The sequence below is a fragment of the Devosia aquimaris genome, from assembly GCF_020169335.1.
GTDB classification, from domain to species: domain Bacteria; phylum Pseudomonadota; class Alphaproteobacteria; order Rhizobiales; family Devosiaceae; genus Devosia; species Devosia aquimaris.
Map to the genome: position 1 here is coordinate 1,018,498 of NZ_JAIEZN010000001.1, position 18,967 is coordinate 1,037,464.

Below are 18,967 nucleotides of genomic sequence, written 5' to 3' on the forward strand. Positions count from 1 at the left end.
CGCGTGTAACGCGTTCGGAAAAAATCTAGGGAGTCCAAAATGCACGCGCCAGGAATTTGGGGCATTCTCGTTGTCGCCGTTGTTGTGATCCTGCTGTTTGGCCGCGGCAAGATCTCCGGTGTGATGGGTGAAGTTGCCACCGGCATCAAGGCCTTCCAGAAGGGCATGCGCGACGACGACAAGCCCGTCGAGCGGGTCGCCACCACCAACGAGGTTCGCGAGCCCGAAAAGAAAGACGTCTAGTTACGTCCTTCCCGGCCGCGCCGCTGACTTGAGGAAATAAGACTATGCTCGGCTTGGGCTGGAGTGAAATGCTGGTGATCGGCGTCGTGGCGCTGATTGTCATAGGCCCGCGAGACTTGCCGGTGGTGATGAGCCGTGTCGGCAAGATCTTTGGCCAGATCAGGCGCATGGGCAATGAGTTCCAGCGCGAGATCAACCGGTCGACGGGCCTGAGCGAGGTGCGCAATCTGCGCGACTCGATCACCAGTCCGCTCAAGCAGACGGCTGATGAAATCCGCAAGGAATTCAACGCCATGACGCCGACCGGCGCCAAGCCGACCGGGGTCCTCAAGCCCACCGACCCAAAGGTCGAAAGCGTCGTGGACGACATCAAGGCCAAGGCCGGGATGACGACTCCGCCACCGGCGCCGCCAGCCTCGGCTGACGAGGTCGCCAAGGCTGCGGGCTTCAAGCCAGCGGCCCCGGCCCCCACCGAACCCAAGACCACTTTGGCGCCCAAGGCACCGGTCAAGGCCGCCAGGACTGCGACCAAGGCGCCGGCGAAAGCCAAGGCAGTGCCCGGCAGCACTGTGGTTTCGAGCGATCTGCCGCCCGTTGCAACGGCGCCAGAAGCCGAGCCGGCCAAACCCAAGCCTGCTGCCAAGGCGAAAGCGGCCGCAAGCGCAGCCACCAAGGCGCCGACAGGCAAGGTCGCCGCATCCAGGCGCGCGACTGCCGCGACGGCAGCGCAAAAAGACGAAACAGCCAAACCCGCACCGCGCAAGCGCGCGCCGGCCAAGCCAAAGCCTGCGGCTGCCGAAGCAGACAAGGCGGGGGATAACTAGCCATGGCCGATACCAAGCAGATCGAGGACAAATCGGCTCAGGTCGAGGACGAACTGGCCGGCAGCGAGGCCCCGCTGCTCGAGCATCTGGTCGAGCTGCGCAAGCGGCTGATCTATTCGGCCATCACCATTGTGGTCCTGATGGCCTTCTGCTTCATCTTTGCCAGCACGATCTATGAGTGGCTGCTGATCCCCTACAAACGCGCCGTCCCCGGCGCGAACCTGATCTTCACCGCGCCCCAGGAGCTCTTCTTCACCTATCTCAACGTGGCCCTGTTCGGCGCCATGTTCCTGGGCTTCCCCATGATTGCGACGCAGATCTACATGTTCGTCGCGCCCGGGCTCTACAAGCACGAACGCAAGGCCTTCATCCCCTATCTCGTTGCCACGCCCGTCTTCTTCGTGGCGGGCGCCGCCCTGGTCTATCTGGTGGTGCTGCCGATGGCGCTGCACTTCTTTGCCAGCATGCAGACCGAGGACATCGAGATGCTGACCAGCGTCAGCGAGTATCTGGGCCTCGCCATGCTGCTCATCCTGGCCTTCGGCATCTGCTTCCAGCTGCCCGTCGTGCTGACGCTGCTGGCCCAGATCGACCTCGTCGGCGTGGATCTGCTCAAGAAGGGGCGGCGCTATGCGATTGTCGGCATTCTGATCTTTGCCGCCTTCATCACGCCGCCCGATCCGATCTCCCAGCTTGGTCTTGCCCTGCCCATGTACCTGCTCTACGAACTCTCCATCATTTCCGTACGGATGGTGGAGCGGCGTCGCGCGGAAGCGCTGGCAGCCCAGGAAGCCGAACTGACCGGCTCGTCTTCATCCGAATAACCGCCCCCGCCTGATCAAGGGCGAGGGCAATCTGTCCCTCGCGGCCTTGCAGGCGCGTCGCGAGGTCCCGTCAAGCCTGCACCAACCAGAGGCGGGCGGTGCCCGTAACACCCATGTTCGATATCAAGTGGATCAGAGCCAACGCCGAAGCTTTCGACGTCGCCGTGTCGCGGCGCAAGGGAGTCTCCGTTCGCTCCTCTGACCTGCTGGCTATCGACGATCGCCGCCGCGAGATCATTGGCCGGCTCAACGAGGCCCAGGAGCGCCGCAACGCCCTGTCCAAGCAGATCGGCCAGGCCAAGGCCCAGAAGGACGAGGCCCGCGCCGCCGAGCTGATGAGCGAGGTTGCGCGCCTCAAGGATTTCATCCCCCAGGGCGAAGCCGACGAACGCGCGGTCGAGGCCGAATTGCACGCTGCGCTCTCGACCATTCCCAATCTGGTGCTCGATGATGTGCCGGTCGGCACCGACGAGAGCGACAATGTCGAATACTTCGGCCGCAATGGCTCGGCCGAAACGGCGTCCAAGGTGCGTCCGGCCAAGCCGAGCTTCGCCTTTGCCCCCAAGGAGCATTACGAAGTCGGCGTCGCTGCCCGTCAGATGGACTTCGAGACGGCCGCCAAGCTCTCGGGCAGCCGCTTTGTCGTGCTCAAGGGGCAGATTGCGCGGCTCGAACGCGCCCTGGGCCAGTTCATGCTGGATCTGCACACCACCGAGCACGGCTATCTCGAAGTGCAGCCGCCGCTCCTGGTGCGTGACGAGGCCTTGTTCGGCACCAACCAGTTGCCCAAGTTCGAGGAAGATCTGTTCTTCACCCCGCACGGGGACTCGCGCCTGGCGCTGATTCCCACGGCCGAGGTGCCGCTGACCAACATGGTGCGCGAAGCCATCATGGCTGAGGATGAACTGCCCCTGCGCATGACTGCCCTGACGCCATGCTTCCGCTCCGAGGCCGGTTCGGCCGGTCGCGACACGCGCGGCATGCTGCGCCAGCACCAGTTCAACAAGGTCGAGATGGTGTCCATCACCACGCCAGAAACCTCGCTGGACGAGCATGAGCGCATGCTGGACTGTGCCGAGGCCGTGCTGCGCAAGCTGGGCCTGCACTATCGCGTCATGAACCTGTGCACCGGCGACATCGGCTTTGGCGCCCGCCGCACCTATGATCTGGAAGTCTGGCTGCCGGGCCAGAACACCTATCGCGAGATCTCCTCGGTCTCGGTGTGCGGTGATTTCCAGGCGCGCCGCATGGAGGCCCGCTATCGCCCCGCCGGCGAAAAGCAGGCGCCGCGCTATGTGCACACGCTCAATGGCTCCGGCACGGCCGTTGGCCGCTGCCTGATCGCCGTGCTGGAAAACTACCAGCAGGAAGACGGCTCGGTCGCCATTCCCGATGTGCTGCAGCCTTATATGGGTGGCCTCACCGCCATCGGCGGCAACTGATGGGCCTGCGCATCCTCATCACCAATGACGATGGTGTGGATGCGCCCGGCATCGCCATCATGGCCGACATCGCCCGGGCGCTGAGCGATGACGTATGGATCGTCGCGCCGGATGGCAACCAGTCCGGCGCCGGCCATCGGCTCAGCTTCGGGCATGAGCTGACCATCGATCGCCGCGATTCCCGCACCTTTGCGGTAGTCGGCGGCTCGCCCGCCGACTGCGTTGTCGCCGGCATGACCCATCTGCTGGGTGATCGCCCGGCAGATGTCGTGCTCTCGGGCGTCAATGCCGGGCAGAACCTGGGCGACATCGTCAATTGCTCGGGCACAGCCGCGGGCGCGCGCGAAGGCGCCATGCAGGGCGCCATCGGCATCGCCATGAGCCAGGGCATCGACTATTCCGTCAGCCGCGATGTCGACTGGTCCAATGCCATCGCCCATGGCACCGCAACGGCACGGGCCGTGATCGCTGCCGCGCAGGGCAGGGACCACTACTACAACATCAACTTCCCGTTCTGCGATCCGGCGATGACGCGCGGCATCGCCGTTGTGCCGCTGCAGCGCTTCTCGCGCTCGCCCTTCCGCCACTATCCCAGCGACAATGCCGGCAAGTTCTTTGTGGCCATTCCCGATACGCCGCTGCCGCTCGATCCCGGCGCCGATTTCGAGGTCATGCGCCGCGACGGCTATGTCACCGTCACGCCGCTGATGCTGCAGCAGACGGACTTGGATCTGGCCCGCCGCCTCAATGGCACATTGAGCCTGACCTGAGGCTTCGGGCGCCCCCAGCGTCTTAACCTTACCCAATCCGGAATCGGGTGCTGTCGATTTTGCTCAAATCGCATGCGCCTTAAACTCGTCTTTACCTTACTCGCCTAGTCTCAAAATCGTGTTGAGTACCTGCGTACGAGTAAGCTGATGAGTATCCGCGTATCGCGTCGGACGCCCAAGGGTGTCATTGCAATGGCCGGTCTGATGGTTGCCGCCGTCGCCCTGTCTGGATGTTCCAGCTTGGGTCGGAGCGCCTTCCGCGACCAGACCACCACCGGCTCCGTGCCGCAGTCCTCTCCTCAAAGCTATAATCAGGCAATGCCCGCCACGCTGGGTGCCCCCCAGAACAGCGTCGCTGAAAGCCGCTTCCTGCCGCCGGCCAATGTCGGTGGTGGGTTCGCCGGTCAGTCAGCACCTGTGCAGCCGGCATGGAACCAGCCGGCGCAGACGGCCTTCAGCCAGCCGCTCGCGCCCCTGCCCACGGCCACACCGACCGTGCAGTCCCAAAGCCTTCCCGCTCTGAATTCCACGCCCCAGGGGTCCCTGCCAGCCATGCAAGCACAGTCCGCCGTCGCTTCGGCTTCCATGCCGTCACCTGCTGCCCTTGGCAGCCTGCCGACCAACAGTTCGGTTCCCACGCTCGCCTCGGCCACGCCCACCGCGGCCAACGGCACCTTCACCCACACCATCGCCAGCGGCGAGTCTCTCTACACCATCGCGCGCCGCTATGAGATCACCACCCAGGCGCTGGTGCAGGCCAACAATCTCGCCTCGCCCGACAAGATCGTCGTCGGCCAGAAGGTGATCATCCCGGGCCGCGCCGACCTGTTGTCCACCAAGGCGCCGGCAACCCAGGTTGCCTCGGCCACCCCGACCACGGTCGCACCGGTTCCGGCCAGCCAGACCCTGCCGCAGGCGGCCCCCAATGCCCTGCAGGCCAGCACCAAGCCTGCCGCCACGCCGACTGCTGCGCCCGCTCCGGCCCAGGCCGCGCCCGCAAAGGTCACCCAGGTCGCCTCCATACCGACCGCCGAGCCCGCCATGTCGGGCAACGACAAGTTCCGCTGGCCTGTCAGTGGCCGTGTTCTGGTCGATTTCGCCTCGTCCAAGGGCACCGGCATCAATATCGAGGCCAATGACGGTTCTGCCGTCAAGGCTGCCGAAAACGGCACGGTCATCTATGTCGGCTCGGGCGTCGAGGGCTATGGCAACCTGATCCTGATCCGCCACCCCAATGGCTATGTCTCGGCCTATGCCCACCTTGGCGCGATGAGCGTCAGCAAGGGCAGCAACGTCAACCGCGGCGACACCATCGGCGCCGTTGGCAAGACCGGCTCTGTGACCAAGCCGCAACTGCATTTCGAGCTGCGCAAGGGCGCGACCCCGGTGGACCCGGTGCCGCTGCTGGCCAGCTGATAACCTCGCAAACTACGAAGTGAAGCCCCCGCGAAAGCGGGGGTTTTGCTATTGGGGGAATGGCCTCAGGCCGATTTGCCCAGTTCACCGGCCAGCGTGCGCACCAGCTGGATGGCGACGCGGCCCGAACGGGCGCCGCGCGTGGCGGCCCATTCGATAGCCCGGGCGCGCAGGGTCTCGTCGTCAATGCCCAGGCCATAATGGTCGGCATAGCTGCGCACCATGGTCAGGAAGGTCGGCTGGTCGCAATTGTGGAAGCCCAGCCAGAGCCCGAACCGATCCGATAGTGACACTTTTTCCTCCACCGCCTCACCGGGGTTGATCGCGGTCGAGCGTTCGTTCTCGATCATGTCACGCGGCATCAGATGGCGCCGGTTGGAGGTGGCGTAGAACAGCACATTGTCCGGCCGCCCTTCGAGGCCGCCATCCAGGATGGTCTTGAGCGACTTGTAGCTGGTCTCGCCATTGTCGAAGCTCAGGTCGTCGCAGAAGACGATGAAGCGCGCCGTCTCCCCGGCGATCCGGCGCATCAGCACCGGCAGGGATTCGAGGTCTTCGCGGGCAATCTCGATCAGCACCAGCCGTTGAAAGCCTTCGCCGGCACGGTCCACGATATCGCCATGGATGGCCTTGACCAGCGAGCTCTTGCCCATGCCGCGCGCGCCCCACAGCAGGGCATTGTTGGCGCCATGACCCCGGGCAAACTGCTCGGTATTGCGCAACAGAATGTCCTGCACGCTGTCGATGCCCTTGAGCATCGCCAGCGGCACGCGGCTGACCTTGGGCACGGGCAGCAATTGCTTGCTGTCGGCTTCCCAGTGATAGGCATCGGCGGTGCCCAGCGTCGGCGCTGTCGACTCCACTGGCGGGGTCAAGGCCTTGAGTGCGTTGGCAATTGTATCCAGCTTTTCGGCGATTTCGGCCAGGTGGTCTTTGCGTTTCAAGATGGGTGGTTCCTCTGCACGGCGCGGCAATTTGAGCCGCCGTGAATGCCTTTGCAATCACGGGGGGGCAAATGTATAGTCCGCGCGATTTTGACCGGGGTGCAAGTGCATCAAACCCCATATGCGTCCAGTGCCATCGCAAGCGATGACCATGACGGTCGCAGACTCTCCACAATCAAGAAAACCAAGGATTGCGCCTCATGTTTGTAACACCCGCTTATGCCCAAGCAGCAGCCGGAGCCCCCGCAGCGGGTGGCGGTCTCACCGAGATTCTGGTGCAGCTGATGCCCATCCTGCTGCTGGTGGTGATCTTCTGGTTCCTGATTTTCCGTCCGCAGCAGAAGCGCCTGAAAGCCCAGCAGGCCATGCTGGCCGCGATTCGTCGTGGCGACACCGTCGTGACCACCGGCGGCATCGTCGGCAAGGTGACCAAGGCCGTTGATGGCGAAGACCTCGAGGTCGAGATCGCCACTGGCGTCAAGGTCAAGCTCGTGCGCGGCATGATCTCGGATGTGCGCAGCAAGTCCGAACCGGTCAACGACAACAAGCCGGCTTAAGTCCGCGCCCAAGCCTGCCCACCGGAGCCCATGGGCTCCGGTTTTTCCTTTCAGGACGACCCTTTATGCAGTTCTCTCCGATCCGCACCGCCATTATCGCTTTTGTTGCCCTCATTGGCGTGCTGTTTGCGCTGCCCAGCTTCCTGCCGCAGAACGTGCGCGACGCCTGGCCGAGCTTCCTGCCCAAGCAGACCATCGTGCTGGGCCTCGATCTGCAGGGCGGGTCGCACCTGCTGCTCCAGGTGGACGAGCAGGGCATTGTGTCGGAGCGCCTGCAGAGTCTGCGCCGCGACGTGCGCAACACGCTGGCCAATGAGAATGGCATCGGCAACCTCATCACCACCGATGAGGCGACCCGCACGCTGACTGTCGAGCTGACCGACCCGACCCAGCGCGACGCCGCCAGGGCCGCCATCGAGAAGCTGCAGAACACCGTCAGCAATTCGGTGATTTCCGTCGGCGGCGCCAAGGAGCTGGCATTCGGAGAGACTGCGGACGGCAAGCTCACCGTGTCGCTGACGCCCGAAGGGGTCAATGAGCGCCAGTCGGCCCTCGTCGCCCAGTCCATCGAAGTCATCCGCAAGCGCGTCGACGAGCTCGGCACCACCGAGCCGCAGATCCAGCGCCAGGGCACCAACCGTGTCCTCGTCCAGGTGCCCGGCTTTGGCGACAGCCAGCGTCTCAAGGACATCATTTCCAAGACCGCGCGCCTCACCTTCCACATGGTCTATCCCGGCATGACTGCCGCCCAGGCTGAGGCCCAGGGCCTGCCGGCCGGCACCATGATCCTGCCCAGCCAGGACGGTGGCAGCGAGCTGCTCTATGAAGACGTCGCCCTGGGCGGCGAGTCGCTGGTCGATGCACAGCCCAGCTATGACCAGCAGCGCTCCATCCCCGTCGTCAGCTTCCGCTTCGACACCCGCGGCGCCATCACCTTCGGCCAGATCACCTCGGCCAATGTGGGCAAGCGCTTTGCCATCGTGCTCGACAACACCGTCATCACCGCGCCGGTCATCCAGCAGGCCATCACCGGTGGCACCGGCCAGATCAGCGGCAACTTCACCACCGCGACCGCCAATGACCTGGCCGTGTTGCTGCGCGCCGGCGCGCTGCCGGCCTCGCTCGATGTGGTCGAAGAACGCACCGTGGATGCGAGCCTGGGTGCCGACTCCATCCAGCATGGCCTGACCGCCGGTATCGTGGCAGCCACGCTGGTCGTGGCCTTCATGGTCGCCGCTTATGGTCTGTTCGGCGTCTTCGCCAATATCTCGCTGATCCTCAATATCGTGCTGATCTTCGGCGCGCTCTCCATGCTCGGCGCCACGCTGACGCTGCCCGGCATCGCCGGCATCGTGCTCACTATCGGCATGGCCGTGGACGCCAACGTGCTGATCTACGAGCGCATGCGCGAAGAACAAAAGGCGGGCAAGTCACCGCTGCAGGCCATCAACGCCGGCTTCCAGCGCGCCTGGGGCACCATTATCGACTCCCACCTGACGCAGCTGATTGCGGCGACAGTGCTCTATTTCCTGGGTTCCGGCCCGGTGCAGGGCTTTGCGGTGACGCTGGCGCTCGGTATCCTTACCTCGCTGTTCACCTCCTACACCGTCACGCTCTACTTCGTGGGCTGGTGGTTCCGTGCCACACGTCCCAAGACCCTCAAGATCCAGCACTTCCGCTTCATTCCGGACGGCACCAAGATCCCGTTCATGAAGATCAGCCGCTACGTGATCGCGTTCTCGATCGTGGCTAGCGTCCTGTCCATCGGTTCGGCTTATTTCAAGGGCTTCAACCTGGGCATCGACTTCGTCGGCGGCACGGCCATCGTCATCCAGCATGATGGCGGCCCGGCCGATGTTGGCCAGGTGCGCGAACTGCTTGACGGCCTGCAACTGGGCGAAGTCCAGGTCCAGGGCTTCGGCACGCCCGAGGACGTCTTGGTGCGTGTGCAGGCGCAGGAGGGCGGCCAGGATGCCGACCAGGCGGCCGTGGCCAAGGTGCGTGAAGCGCTCGCGACCGAGAACTACACCATCCGCAGCACCGAAGCGGTGAGCGGCACGGTCTCAAGCGAACTGGCGTGGAAGGGCACCATTGCGGTCATCATCTCGCTGATCGCGATCCTGATCTACATCTGGTTCCGCTTCGAGTGGCAGTTCGCCCTCGCGGCAGTCACGACCACCTCGCACGATATCATCATGACCATCGGGCTCTATTCGATCACCGGGCTCGAATTCAACCTCACCTCGATTGCGGCGGTGCTGACCCTGGTGGGCCTGTCGCTGAACGAGACCGTGGTGGTGTCGGACCGCGTGCGCGAGAACCTGCGCAAGCATCGCAAGATGCCGCTGCCCGAGCTGATTGACCTGTCGATCAACCAGACCATCGTGCGCACCTCGCTGACCTCGTTCACCGTGTTCCTGGCGCTGATTCCGCTGGTGGTCTTTGGCGGCGAAGTCATCCGCAGCTTCACCATCGCCATGACCTTCGGCGTGTTCGTGGGCATGTATTCCTCGATCATCGTCAACGGTCCGATCCTGATCAACTTCGGCCTCAAGGCCAAGGCCGAGGAAGACAGCAAACCCAAGTTGACGGACGGCGCCGCCGTCTGAAAGGGCAGGGCATGACGACACCCGAGCCGGGCTTCTACCCCGACCAGGTCGGCATCGATGCCTATGGCAATAGCGGCTTCCGCTTTGCCGACATGTCGCATCGCGGCTCTCTGCTCTGCCTGCCTTCGGGCATGCAGGGCTGGGCCGTGGCGACGCCCGCTGACATCACCATGCAGTCCATGGCGCCTGTCTTTGCAGTCGCTGACCAGATCGACGTGCTGCTGGTCGGGCTGGGGCACGACGTTGTCGGCTTCCCAGCCGATATCCGGGCGGCCCTGCGCGAACGCAATATCATCGTTGAGGCCATCGGCACGGGCGGCGCCGTGCGCACCTACAACGTCCTGCTGGGCGAGCAGCGGGCCGTGGCCGCTGCGCTGATCGCGGTTGAGCGGGCGCGCTGATGGCTCAGGACAGCTTTGAGCATGCCGCACAGGCCCTGCGTGCCGGTGACCGCGATCGCTACCTGTCGACGCTCATCCTCGACGCCGCCCACCGCAATGGCGTCACCGCGCTCTATGCCTTCAACGCCGATGTGGCCTCGATCCGCGCGCGGGTCAGCGATCCAGCGCCGGGTGAGATACGCCTGCAATGGTGGGCCGATGCGCTTGAGGGCGAGGGGCACGGCGCCGTGCGCCAGAACCCGGTGGCCGATGCGCTGCTGCAGACTTTGGGCACCTACAGCCTGCCGGCCGGCACGCTGCTGCGCCTGATCGGCGCCCGCCGCTTTGATCTCTATGACGATCCCATGCCCGATCTCGAGACTTTCGAGGGCTATGCCGGCGAGACCGTCTCGACGCTTTATCAGCTCGCCGCGATGATCCTCAACAACGGCCAGACGGTCGAGACCGGCGACGCCGCCGGCCATCTGGGCGTCGCCCATGCCCTGATCGGCCATCTCCGCGCCTTCGGCAATGTCTCGGCCCAGGGGCGCATCATGTTGCCCTGGTCGATCCTGGCCGCCAATGGCGTGCGCGAAGGGGAAATCTTCTCGGGCACCGAGAGCGAGGGCCTGGCCGCCGCGCTTGGTCAGATCGCCGAACTGGCCGCCGGCCATCTGGCCAAGGCTGAGACGGCCATTGCCCAGCTGCCGGCACAGCTCAAGCCGGCCTTTGCCCCCATTGCTGTGCTCAAGGCGCAGTTCGCCCTGCTGCAGCGCCGCCAGACTGGCCTCTTTGCCCCGGCGCCGGACGATGCCGATTGGCGCAAAATCACCCGTCTGATGTGGTGGAGCCTGACCCGGCCTTAGAGGGTGTCGCCGCCGAAGGCGACAAACTCGCCGCTCAATCGGCCGGAGATCACGCCATCGCAGATGAGTTCGGCGCCCACGCTGATGCGCGCGACGCCGCGCCGGCTGAGCATGCGCAAAAAGCGCTCCCAGTCCTGATCGGGTTCAATGGCCGAGCGCGCGGTGAAGTCGCCGGCCATCGGGGCGAGATACTCCATGGTGTTGCGCTGAATGACGAGGCGGCTGGGCAATCCCAGCGCCGCCAGGCGCACGTGGAGCAGGCTCCAGGCGGCCAGGATCGCAACCGCCGAGGCGCTGCCGCCAAACACCGTGTCGCGGTGATTGATATTGGGCGCCAGCGGCGCCGCCAGTTCGACGCTGTCGGTCTCGATGGCCACCACTGTCACGCCCATGGCCCGCGATTGCGGGATATGGGCATGCAGATAGGCTTCGAGATCCAGCGGTGTCATGCCCAGGCCTTGAGATCCTCAAGCGCCCGGCTCGTGATGGCCTTGCGCTTGGCAATCGTCTTGTCCGGGCCACGCCAGCGGGCAACGCCCTCCGGCTTGGTGATGGTCACCGGCGGGAACAGCCCGAAGTTGACGTTCATCGGCTGGAAGCTGCGCGCGCCGCTATAGCTCTCGGACTCGATATGTCCGCCGGTGATATGGGCGATCAGCGCGCCCAAAGCCGTGGTGTTCGGCGGCGTCGGCATCGGCGTGCCGCGCTCATCGGCCGCCGCCAGGCGCCCCGCGATCAGCCCGACCGCTGCGCTTTCCACATAGCCTTCTACACCGGTCACCTGGCCGGCAAAGCGGATGCGCGGATCAGCTTTCAGTTTGAGGTCCGGCCCCAGCACCTTGGGCGAGTTGATGAAGGTATTGCGATGCAATCCACCCAGCCGGGCAAATTGCGCGTTCTCGAGGCCCGGAATCATGCGCAGGATTTCCGCCTGCACGCCGTAGCGCATCTTGGTCTGGAAACCGACCATGTTCCACAGCGTCCCCAGCGCATTGTCCTGCCGCAGCTGCACGATGGCATAGGGTTTGACCGTGGGGTTGCGCGGATTGGTCAGGCCCACCGGCTTCATCGGCCCATGCCGCAGCGTCTCGACGCCGCGTTCGGCCATCACTTCGATGGGCAAGCAGCCGTCGAAATAGGGGACCTTTTCCCAGTCCTTGAACTCATGCAGCGGCGCGACCTTCAGCGCCTCGACAAAGGCCATGTACTGGTCCTTGTCCATCGGGCAGTTGAGATAGTCGGCGCCCGTGCCGCCGGGCCCCGCCTTGTCATAGCGCGACTGCGCCCAGACAATGTCCATATTGATGCTGTCGTAGTGGACGATCGGCGCAATGGCGTCGAAAAACGCCAGCGAATCCTCGCCCGTCTTGGCCAGAATCGCTTCCGCCAGCGCCGGCGACGTCAGCGGCCCGGTGGCGATGATCACATTGCGCCAGTCCTCCGGCGGCATGCCGGGCACTTCCTCCCGCGCCATGGTGATATTGGGGTGCTGCTCGATGGCCTGGGTGACCGCGGCCGAAAAGCCGTGCCGGTCCACGGCCAGCGCGCCACCGGCCGGCAACTGATGCGCATCGGCGCAGCGCATGATCAGCGAGTTGCAGCGCCGCATTTCCTCATGCAGCAGGCCAACGGCATTCTGCTCGGCATCGTCGGAGCGGAAACTGTTCGAGCAGACCAGCTCGGCAAGGCTGTCGGTCTGGTGCGCATCGGTGGCGCGCACGGGGCGCATTTCATGCAGGATGACCTTGGCGCCAGCCTCTGCAGCCTGCCAGGCGGCTTCCGACCCGGCGAGCCCGCCGCCGATGATATGAATGGGTTCTGATTTTGACATGGCTGGCAGATAGCAAGCGGTACCGCGGGGCGCAACAAATCTTGCGGTTCCCGGCCTGATCACTAGCATGGCGCCGGGCGTTTTGGGGGAGTGCAAGGCGTGGCGGCAGAGCGGACACTATGGGGCAGGGCCAGTTCGGCCAATGTGCAGAAGGCGCTGTGGGCCCTCGATGAGCTGGGCCTGGACTTCGAGCACATTCTGGTTGGCGGCGCCCATGGCGGGCTCGATACGCCCGAATACCTGGCGCTCAATCCCAATGGCCGGGTCCCGACCCTTCGCGAAGCGGGGCTGGTGCTGTGGGAAAGTCACGCCATCCTGCGCTATCTGGCGGCGCGTTATGGTCAGCAGAGCCTCTGGCGGGCCGACCCGGTGGAGCGGGCCATTGTCGACCAATGGACTGACTGGACGGCCACGACCTTTCAGCCGGCCTGGCTAACCCTGTTCTGGCAGAAGGTGCGCACGCCTGCTGCGCTGCACGATGCAAAGGCCATTGCCGAGAGCCATGCCCGCACCATATCCGCCCTGCGCATTCTCGACAGCACGCTGATCGATCGCGACTACGTCGCCGGCGATGCGCTCAGCTATGCCGATATCGCTGCAGGGGTGGCGCTTTATCGCTGGTTCACCATGGATATCGACCGGCCAGCCATGCCGGCCGTTGAAAACTGGTATCGGCGGCTGCAGCTGCGCCCCGGGTTCTGCAAGGCCGTGATGGTCAGCTATGCCGAACTTGTCGGCAGGCTCGCCTATTGATCAGTTCCAGGGCAGAAAAACAAAACAGCCGCATCTCATAGAGAAGCGGCTGTTCGGTTTGCGCTGGCTGAAAGTTTAGATACGCAAATCTTAGAGCGAGCTGGCATGGTCACGAGCGACGCGATTGATATCGGTGCGCGAGATGCCCAGGTCGTTGAGCTGACGATTGTCGAGAGCGGCCAGTTCACGAACGGTCTGCTGGTAAGCGGCCCATTTCTTGAAGGTCTTGCGGATGTCCATTTGAAGTCTCCTTGTGTTTACGAGCCTATATTTACGTCACTGCCGCCAAGATGAGCAGTGGGATAAAGGTCAAATGACCTATGCGTTTTTCGCGGGGCTTGGCGCGATATGATTGACGCTTGGTTAAGTTCTGCGGCAACAAGAAGGCCGCCGGGTGGCAAACCGGCGGCCTGATGGCATTGCGTGCTCTCGCGCATTCAGCGGTCGAAAAGCGACCGCGTCATCTTGGAGAAGTCAGGGCCGGAGAGCCCCAGAAGATCGGCATCCCGCGTCGAGGGCACGTCCATTTCCCGCAACGTTTGCTTGATGTCGACCAGGCGCTTGACGCGCCAGACGGCTCGGACGAACATCGGCATATTCCCTTTGGGCTGTCTGAAGACAAATCCACCATGCGGTGATTTGCCAAGACGCGCCATGCCGTAAACGTCACGCGCTTCATGCAATCAATGCATGGCATTTTCACACCAATGTCGTGATCTCAGTGATTTGCCGCCCGCTCCGGGCCACGCGGCGCCACGGCATTCCGCTCAAACAGGCCGCAAAACCGGGCATTGGCGGTCAAAGGGCCGTCGATGTCGCTCTTGCACGCCTCCGCCTGCCTACGCCGCACCGGGCGATCACGGCAGCACTGCGGCCGGCACTGGAGACATCATGCCGCACGCGCAAATCAGCCGGCGACGCGTTCAGGCGACCGCCGGCTGATCCATTGCTGCTATTCGGCAGCGCGGGTAGCGAAGTGGGGCCGGCGTTCCATGATTTCCTTGAGGAAATGGCCGGTATGCGAGCGCGGGCTCTCGGCCACCTCTTCGGGTGTGCCCATGGCCACGATCTCGCCGCCGCCATCGCCGCCTTCCGGGCCCAGGTCGATCACCCAGTCGGCCGTCTTGATGACTTCCAGATTGTGCTCGATCACCACCACCGTATTGCCGCCATCGACCAACTCATGCAGCACCTCGAGCAGCTTGGCCACGTCGTGGAAATGCAGGCCCGTGGTCGGCTCGTCCAGCATATAGAGCGTGCGGCCCGTGGCGCGCTTGCTCAGTTCCTTGGACAGCTTGACGCGCTGTGCCTCGCCGCCCGAGAGCGTCGTGGCGGGCTGGCCGATCTTCACATAGCCCAGCCCCACGCGCTGCAGCGTGGCGAACTTGTCGCGGATCACCGGCACAGCCGAGAAGAACTCGACGCCCTCGTCGATGGTCATGTCCAGCACGTCCGAGATCGACTTGCCCTTGAACTGCACCTCGAGCGTCTCGCGGTTGTAGCGCTTGCCCTTGCACACATCGCAGGTGACATAGACGTCGGGCAGGAAGTGCATCTCGATCTTGAGCAGGCCATCGCCCTCGCACTTCTCGCAGCGCCCGCCCTTGACGTTGAAGCTGAAGCGCCCCGGCCCATAGCCGCGCGTCTTGGCTTCCGGCAGGCCGGCGAACCACTCGCGCAGCGGCGTGAAGGCGCCGGTATAGGTGGCCGGATTCGACCGCGGCGTGCGCCCGATGGGCGACTGGTCGATGTCGATGACCTTGTCGAGGAATTCGAGGCCCGTCAGCGATTCATGCGGCGCCGGAACGACGCGGGCGCCGTTCAGCCGCCGCGCGATGGCCTGGTACATGGTGTCGATCATCAGCGTCGACTTGCCGCCGCCGGACACACCGGTAATGGCGACAAACAGGCCCAGCGGTACGTCCACCGAGACATTCTTGAGATTGTTGCCGGTCGCGCCCTTGACGCTCAGCGTCTTGCCCGGCTTGCCCTGGCGCCGTTCGGCCGGCATGGCGATGCCGAGCCGCCCGGACAGATATTTGCCGGTCAGCGAGTCGGGGTGGTTGATGATGTCCTGCGGCGTTCCTTCGGCCACGATGGTGCCGCCATGGACCCCTGCGCCCGGGCCGATGTCGACCACGTAGTCTGCCGTCAGGATGGCGTCCTCGTCATGCTCGACCACGATCACCGTATTGCCAATGTCGCGCAGGCGGCGCAGCGTATCGAGCAGCCGCGCATTGTCGCGCTGATGCAGGCCGATGGAGGGCTCGTCGAGCACATAGAGCACGCCGGTCAGGCCCGAGCCGATCTGGCTGGCCAGGCGGATGCGCTGGCTCTCGCCGCCCGACAGCGTGCCGGAGTTGCGCGCCATGGTGAGATAATCGAGACCCACATCGATCAGGAAGTTCAGCCGCTCGCGGATTTCCTTGAGGATGCGCTCGCCGATCTGCTGCTGCGTGGGCGTGAACTTGGCCGGCAGCGCCTCGAACCATTCTGCCGCGGCGCGGATCGACTTCTCGGTCACCTGGCCGACATGCAGCCCGTCGATCTTGACGGCCAGCGCCTCCGGCTTCAGCCGGTAGCCTCCACAGGCCACGCAGGGCTTGGCCGACATATATTTCTCGATTTCTTCGCGCATGCCGGCGCTCTCGGTCTCCTTGTAGCGCCGCTCGAGATTGCCGATCACGCCTTCAAAGACCTTGCTGGTCTTGTACTGCCGCAACCCGTCGTCATAGACGAAGTCGATCTTCTCCTTGCCGGTGCCAAACAGCACGGCATGCTGCACCTCGAACGGCAGATCGTTCCAGGCCGTGCCGGTGGAGGCGCCATAGTGCTTGGCCACAGCCCCCAGGGTCTGCAGGTAGTAGGGGGCGCTTGTCTTGCTCCAGGGCAGGATGGCGCCATCGCGCAGCGACAGCGTGCCGTCCGGCACCACCTGGTCAGGATCGATCTTCTGCTCGGTGCCCAGGCCATCGCAGACCGGGCAGGCGCCGAAGGGATTGTTGAACGAGAACAGCCGCGGCTCGACCTCGGCAATGGTGAAGCCGGAAACCGGGCAGGCGAATTTCTCCGAGAAAGTCTGCTGGCGCGGCTTCCCGTCCTCGCCCTTCTCGTCGGCATATTCGATCAGCGCAATGCCCTCGGCCAGCTTCAGCGCAGTCTCGAAGCTCTCCGCCAGGCGGCCAGAAATGTCGGGACCCACCACCACGCGGTCGACCACCACCTCGATGTCGTGCTTGAGCTTCTTGTCGAGGGCAGGGGCCTCTTCAATCTCGTAGTACTCGCCGTCGATCTTGACGCGCTGGAAGCCCTTGCGCATCAAATCGGCCAGTTCCTTCTTGTATTCGCCCTTGCGGCCGCGCGCGATCGGCGCCAGCAGGTAGAGCCGCGTGCCCTCGGGGATGGCCAGGGTCTTGTCCACCATCTGGCTGACGGTCTGGCTCTCGATCGGCAGGCCCGTGGCGGGCGAATAGGGCACACCGACGCGGGCGAACAGCAGGCGCAGATAGTCGTAAATCTCCGTCACCGTGCCCACGGTCGAGCGCGGATTGCGGCTGGTGGTCTTCTGCTCGATCGAGATCGCCGGCGACAGGCCCTCGATGTGCTCCACATCCGGCTTCTGCATCATTTCGAGGAACTGCCGGGCATAGGCCGACAGCGACTCCACATAGCGGCGCTGCCCCTCGGCATAGATGGTGTCGAAGGCCAGCGAGGACTTGCCCGAGCCGGACAGGCCCGTCATCACGATCAGGCTGTCGCGCGGCAGCTTGATGTCGATGCCCTTGAGATTGTGCTCGCGCGCGCCGCGCACGACGATCTCACGGTTGAGGCTTGGCTTTGGCGTCATCATTGAAGTCCATGGCTCAGTGCGCCGGAGTGGCGGCACAGCGATCAAACAGGCAGTCTGCGGTCGGGAGGAGTCCGAAAATAGGGCGACCTGACGACACCTTCAACCCAGCTATACGCAGGACTGCCCGGCTTGGACCGCAGCAGAGCGATCCCGATGTGCCTGCGTAACTCAGGAACATAAAAGGAACAAGGCAGATTCGGTCAAGCGCTCGCATGCAGCGTCGCTCCATGCCAGGCAGTCAATGCAGCCGCGATCAGGAACAGCAGTCCCGCGCCGCGACCAATCCATATGGTAACCTGCGGATGACCGGTCAGCCCGTCGCGGGCGCGCCCGGCGCCCAGGGCCAGCGCGCCATAGATCAGGCCCTGCATGGCAACGGTCAGACAGCCCAGCACCAGCGCCTGTGACCAGATCGGGCCAAAGGCCGGCCGCATATATTGCGGATAGACCGCCAGCACGAAGAGATAGGCCTTGGGGTTGAGCAGGCACGTGATCGTGCCCTGGCGCAGAATAGCCAGTTCGGACCGCGGCGCCGCGCGCCCCACCTTGGTCACCGTAATGCTGCTCGCCACGAGCCCATAGCCGATCCAGGCCATATAGGCGGCGCCGATCAGCACCATCGCCTGGAACATGGCCATTGGCAGCTGCGCCAGCACACCCACGGCCAGGGCGCCAAACAGCGTATGCACGGCGCCGCCGATCATGATGCCAGCCACCGCCGCCAGGCCGGCCCGGCGCCCGGATGTCAGCGCATTGGCCAGCACGAACAGCATGTCCATGCCCGGCACAACGATGATGCCGAGCAGCAGAACGGTAAAAATCCCCAGCGCCTGTGCATAGTCCATGCCGCATCCCCATCAGAGGTGATGCCATGGCGGAGGTCTGCTGACAGGGCGTGTCAGCAACAGCGGCGAATTGACAATGGCCCTAGAATGAGAACATAATAGGAACAAACGCAGCGACACTTCTGTTCACAACCCTGCTAAGGCAGGCGCGGTGAGCGGCGTGGGGGCGTAAAGTGCCCGCGCTATGTAAGTGAGCGTCCCAAGGGGCAGGGCCCGGGACTGAATTGAGAAGGAATTGAGCGATGGCAGGCAGTGTCAATAAGGTGATCCTGGTCGGCAATCTGGGTGCGGATCCCGAGGTGCGCAACCTCCCCAGCGGCGGCAAGGTGGTCAATCTGTCCATTGCCACCTCCGAGTCCTGGAAGGACCGCAACACCGGCGAGCGCCGCGAGAAGACCGAATGGCACCGCGTGGTGATCTTCTCGGAAGGCCTGACCCGCGTGGCCGAGAGCTATCTGCGCAAGGGCAGCAAGGTCTATATCGAAGGCCAGTTGCAGACCCGCAAATGGCAGGATCAGTCCGGCCAGGACAAGTACAGCACCGAGATCGTGCTGCAGGGCTTCAATTCCAACCTGACGCTGCTCGACGGTCGCGGCGACGGTGAGGGTGCCAGTGGCGGCGAGGGCGGTTTCCGCGGCGTGCGCGACAATTCCGGCGGTGGCTTCGGTGGCGGCAATGGCGGCGGCGGTGCCCGCCGGCCCCAGGCCAATGCGCCGGCCTTCGAGCCCGGCGGCATGGACGACGACATCCCGTTCTGATCGGTTCCGAGCGATGCTGGACGGCGTGCCGGGCAGGACCCGCGGCTACGACTGT

General features: G+C 64.3%; 19 protein-coding genes. 12 read left to right on the forward strand and 7 right to left on the reverse strand.

Features of this window, described 5'->3' with window-relative positions; translation table 11 throughout:
- Positions 1–39 precede the first annotated feature (39 nt).
- From tatA to K1177_RS04915, 6 genes are all read left to right on the forward strand, one after another.
- Complete coding sequence (tatA, locus tag K1177_RS04890; protein WP_224702193.1) at positions 40–243, forward strand: twin-arginine translocase TatA/TatE family subunit; 204 nt, start codon at positions 40–42, stop codon at positions 241–243.
- Positions 244–287: 44 nt separating this feature from the next.
- Positions 288–1,067: a Sec-independent protein translocase protein TatB gene (gene tatB, locus K1177_RS04895; protein ID WP_224702194.1), complete on the forward strand. Its 780-nt coding sequence runs from the start codon at positions 288–290 to the stop codon at positions 1,065–1,067.
- Positions 1,068–1,069: 2 nt separating this feature from the next.
- Positions 1,070–1,891, forward strand: a complete 822-nt coding sequence (tatC, locus tag K1177_RS04900) for a twin-arginine translocase subunit TatC (protein WP_224702195.1) — start codon at positions 1,070–1,072, stop codon at positions 1,889–1,891.
- Positions 1,892–2,004: 113 nt separating this feature from the next.
- The gene (gene serS / locus K1177_RS04905) at positions 2,005–3,333 is read left to right on the forward strand and encodes a serine--tRNA ligase (protein ID WP_224702196.1); all 1,329 of its coding nucleotides are present in this window, start codon (positions 2,005–2,007) and stop codon (positions 3,331–3,333) included.
- Positions 3,333–4,103 (forward strand): 5'/3'-nucleotidase SurE, encoded by a 771-nt coding sequence (surE, locus tag K1177_RS04910; protein ID WP_224702197.1) that lies wholly within the window; start codon positions 3,333–3,335, stop codon positions 4,101–4,103. The genes serS and surE overlap by 1 nt, the downstream gene beginning before the upstream one ends.
- A 147-nt stretch (positions 4,104–4,250) precedes the next feature.
- Entirely contained in the window at positions 4,251–5,519 is a 1,269-nt protein-coding gene (locus K1177_RS04915) for a M23 family metallopeptidase (protein ID WP_224702198.1), read from the forward strand.
- 65 nt (positions 5,520–5,584) lie between these two features.
- Here K1177_RS04915 and K1177_RS04920 read toward each other — a convergent pair whose 3' ends face one another.
- A complete protein-coding gene (locus K1177_RS04920; RefSeq protein WP_224702199.1) occupies positions 5,585–6,463 on the reverse strand; it encodes an ATP-binding protein in 879 nt (292 codons plus the stop codon).
- Between the two features lie 200 nt (positions 6,464–6,663).
- On the opposite strand from K1177_RS04920, the gene yajC reads away from it, so the two are divergent.
- From yajC to K1177_RS04940, 4 genes are all read left to right on the forward strand, one after another.
- The gene (gene yajC / locus K1177_RS04925) at positions 6,664–7,020 is read left to right on the forward strand and encodes a preprotein translocase subunit YajC (protein ID WP_224702200.1); all 357 of its coding nucleotides are present in this window, start codon (positions 6,664–6,666) and stop codon (positions 7,018–7,020) included.
- Between the two features lie 65 nt (positions 7,021–7,085).
- Positions 7,086–9,629, forward strand: a complete 2,544-nt coding sequence (gene secD / locus K1177_RS04930; RefSeq protein ID WP_224702201.1) for a protein translocase subunit SecD — start codon at positions 7,086–7,088, stop codon at positions 9,627–9,629.
- Between the two features lie 11 nt (positions 9,630–9,640).
- Positions 9,641–10,030, forward strand: coding sequence for an Mth938-like domain-containing protein (locus K1177_RS04935; RefSeq protein ID WP_224702202.1), 390 nt, complete (start codon positions 9,641–9,643; stop codon positions 10,028–10,030).
- The gene (locus K1177_RS04940) at positions 10,030–10,875 is read left to right on the forward strand and encodes a phytoene/squalene synthase family protein (protein WP_224702203.1); all 846 of its coding nucleotides are present in this window, start codon (positions 10,030–10,032) and stop codon (positions 10,873–10,875) included. Before K1177_RS04935 ends, K1177_RS04940 begins: the two co-directional genes overlap by 1 nt.
- Here K1177_RS04940 and K1177_RS04945 read toward each other — a convergent pair.
- Together K1177_RS04945 and trmFO are read right to left on the reverse strand one after the other, a co-directional pair.
- On the reverse strand, positions 10,872–11,324 hold the full coding sequence (locus K1177_RS04945) for a YiiD C-terminal domain-containing protein (RefSeq protein WP_224702204.1): 453 nt from the start codon (positions 11,322–11,324) through the stop codon (positions 10,872–10,874). The genes K1177_RS04940 and K1177_RS04945 overlap by 4 nt on opposite strands.
- Positions 11,321–12,706 carry a methylenetetrahydrofolate--tRNA-(uracil(54)-C(5))-methyltransferase (FADH(2)-oxidizing) TrmFO gene (gene trmFO / locus K1177_RS04950; protein WP_224702205.1) on the reverse strand — a complete coding sequence of 462 codons (1,386 nt, stop codon included), beginning with the start codon at positions 12,704–12,706 and terminating at the stop codon, positions 11,321–11,323. The genes K1177_RS04945 and trmFO overlap by 4 nt, the downstream gene beginning before the upstream one ends.
- 99 nt (positions 12,707–12,805) lie before the next feature.
- Between trmFO and K1177_RS04955 the strand changes: the two genes are divergently transcribed.
- Entirely contained in the window at positions 12,806–13,459 is a 654-nt protein-coding gene (locus K1177_RS04955) for a glutathione S-transferase family protein (protein WP_224702206.1), read from the forward strand.
- Between the two features lie 90 nt (positions 13,460–13,549).
- Here the strand turns inward: K1177_RS04955 and K1177_RS04960 are convergent, their stop codons facing one another.
- From K1177_RS04960 to K1177_RS04975, 4 genes are all read right to left on the reverse strand, one after another.
- On the reverse strand, positions 13,550–13,699 hold the full coding sequence (locus K1177_RS04960; protein WP_137151762.1) for a DUF1127 domain-containing protein: 150 nt from the start codon (positions 13,697–13,699) through the stop codon (positions 13,550–13,552).
- Positions 13,700–13,896: 197 nt separating this feature from the next.
- Positions 13,897–14,049: a hypothetical protein gene (locus K1177_RS04965; RefSeq protein ID WP_171015814.1), complete on the reverse strand. Its 153-nt coding sequence runs from the start codon at positions 14,047–14,049 to the stop codon at positions 13,897–13,899.
- Between the two features lie 362 nt (positions 14,050–14,411).
- Positions 14,412–17,306, reverse strand: coding sequence for an excinuclease ABC subunit UvrA (gene uvrA / locus K1177_RS04970; RefSeq protein WP_224702207.1), 2,895 nt, complete (start codon positions 17,304–17,306; stop codon positions 14,412–14,414).
- Between the two features lie 203 nt (positions 17,307–17,509).
- Positions 17,510–18,154 carry a LysE family translocator gene (locus tag K1177_RS04975; RefSeq protein ID WP_224702208.1) on the reverse strand — a complete coding sequence of 215 codons (645 nt, stop codon included), beginning with the start codon at positions 18,152–18,154 and terminating at the stop codon, positions 17,510–17,512.
- A gap of 242 nt (positions 18,155–18,396) precedes the next feature.
- Here K1177_RS04975 and ssb point away from each other — a divergent pair, with 242 nt between their 5' ends.
- Positions 18,397–18,912, forward strand: a complete 516-nt coding sequence (ssb, locus tag K1177_RS04980) for a single-stranded DNA-binding protein (RefSeq protein WP_224702209.1) — start codon at positions 18,397–18,399, stop codon at positions 18,910–18,912.
- Positions 18,913–18,967 lie beyond the last annotated feature (55 nt).

Bases quoted from the DNA above. Each gene is read 5' to 3' on its own strand.
- tatA (WP_224702193.1), top strand. From the start codon at position 40: ATGCACGCGCCAGGAATTTGGGGCATTCTCGTTGTCGCCGTTGTTGTG.
- tatB (WP_224702194.1), top strand. From the start codon at position 288: ATGCTCGGCTTGGGCTGGAGTGAAATGCTGGTGATCGGCGTCGTGGCG.
- tatC (WP_224702195.1), top strand. From the start codon at position 1,070: ATGGCCGATACCAAGCAGATCGAGGACAAATCGGCTCAGGTCGAGGAC.
- serS (WP_224702196.1), top strand. From the start codon at position 2,005: ATGTTCGATATCAAGTGGATCAGAGCCAACGCCGAAGCTTTCGACGTC.
- surE (WP_224702197.1), top strand. From the start codon at position 3,333: ATGGGCCTGCGCATCCTCATCACCAATGACGATGGTGTGGATGCGCCC.
- K1177_RS04915 (WP_224702198.1), top strand. From the start codon at position 4,251: ATGAGTATCCGCGTATCGCGTCGGACGCCCAAGGGTGTCATTGCAATG.
- yajC (WP_224702200.1), top strand. From the start codon at position 6,664: ATGTTTGTAACACCCGCTTATGCCCAAGCAGCAGCCGGAGCCCCCGCA.
- secD (WP_224702201.1), top strand. From the start codon at position 7,086: ATGCAGTTCTCTCCGATCCGCACCGCCATTATCGCTTTTGTTGCCCTC.
- K1177_RS04935 (WP_224702202.1), top strand. From the start codon at position 9,641: ATGACGACACCCGAGCCGGGCTTCTACCCCGACCAGGTCGGCATCGAT.
- K1177_RS04940 (WP_224702203.1), top strand. From the start codon at position 10,030: ATGGCTCAGGACAGCTTTGAGCATGCCGCACAGGCCCTGCGTGCCGGT.
- K1177_RS04945 (WP_224702204.1), bottom strand. From the start codon at position 11,324: ATGACACCGCTGGATCTCGAAGCCTATCTGCATGCCCATATCCCGCAA.
- trmFO (WP_224702205.1), bottom strand. From the start codon at position 12,706: ATGTCAAAATCAGAACCCATTCATATCATCGGCGGCGGGCTCGCCGGG.
- K1177_RS04960 (WP_137151762.1), bottom strand. From the start codon at position 13,699: ATGGACATCCGCAAGACCTTCAAGAAATGGGCCGCTTACCAGCAGACC.
- K1177_RS04965 (WP_171015814.1), bottom strand. From the start codon at position 14,049: ATGTTCGTCCGAGCCGTCTGGCGCGTCAAGCGCCTGGTCGACATCAAG.
- uvrA (WP_224702207.1), bottom strand. From the start codon at position 17,306: ATGACGCCAAAGCCAAGCCTCAACCGTGAGATCGTCGTGCGCGGCGCG.
- K1177_RS04975 (WP_224702208.1), bottom strand. From the start codon at position 18,154: ATGGACTATGCACAGGCGCTGGGGATTTTTACCGTTCTGCTGCTCGGC.
- ssb (WP_224702209.1), top strand. From the start codon at position 18,397: ATGGCAGGCAGTGTCAATAAGGTGATCCTGGTCGGCAATCTGGGTGCG.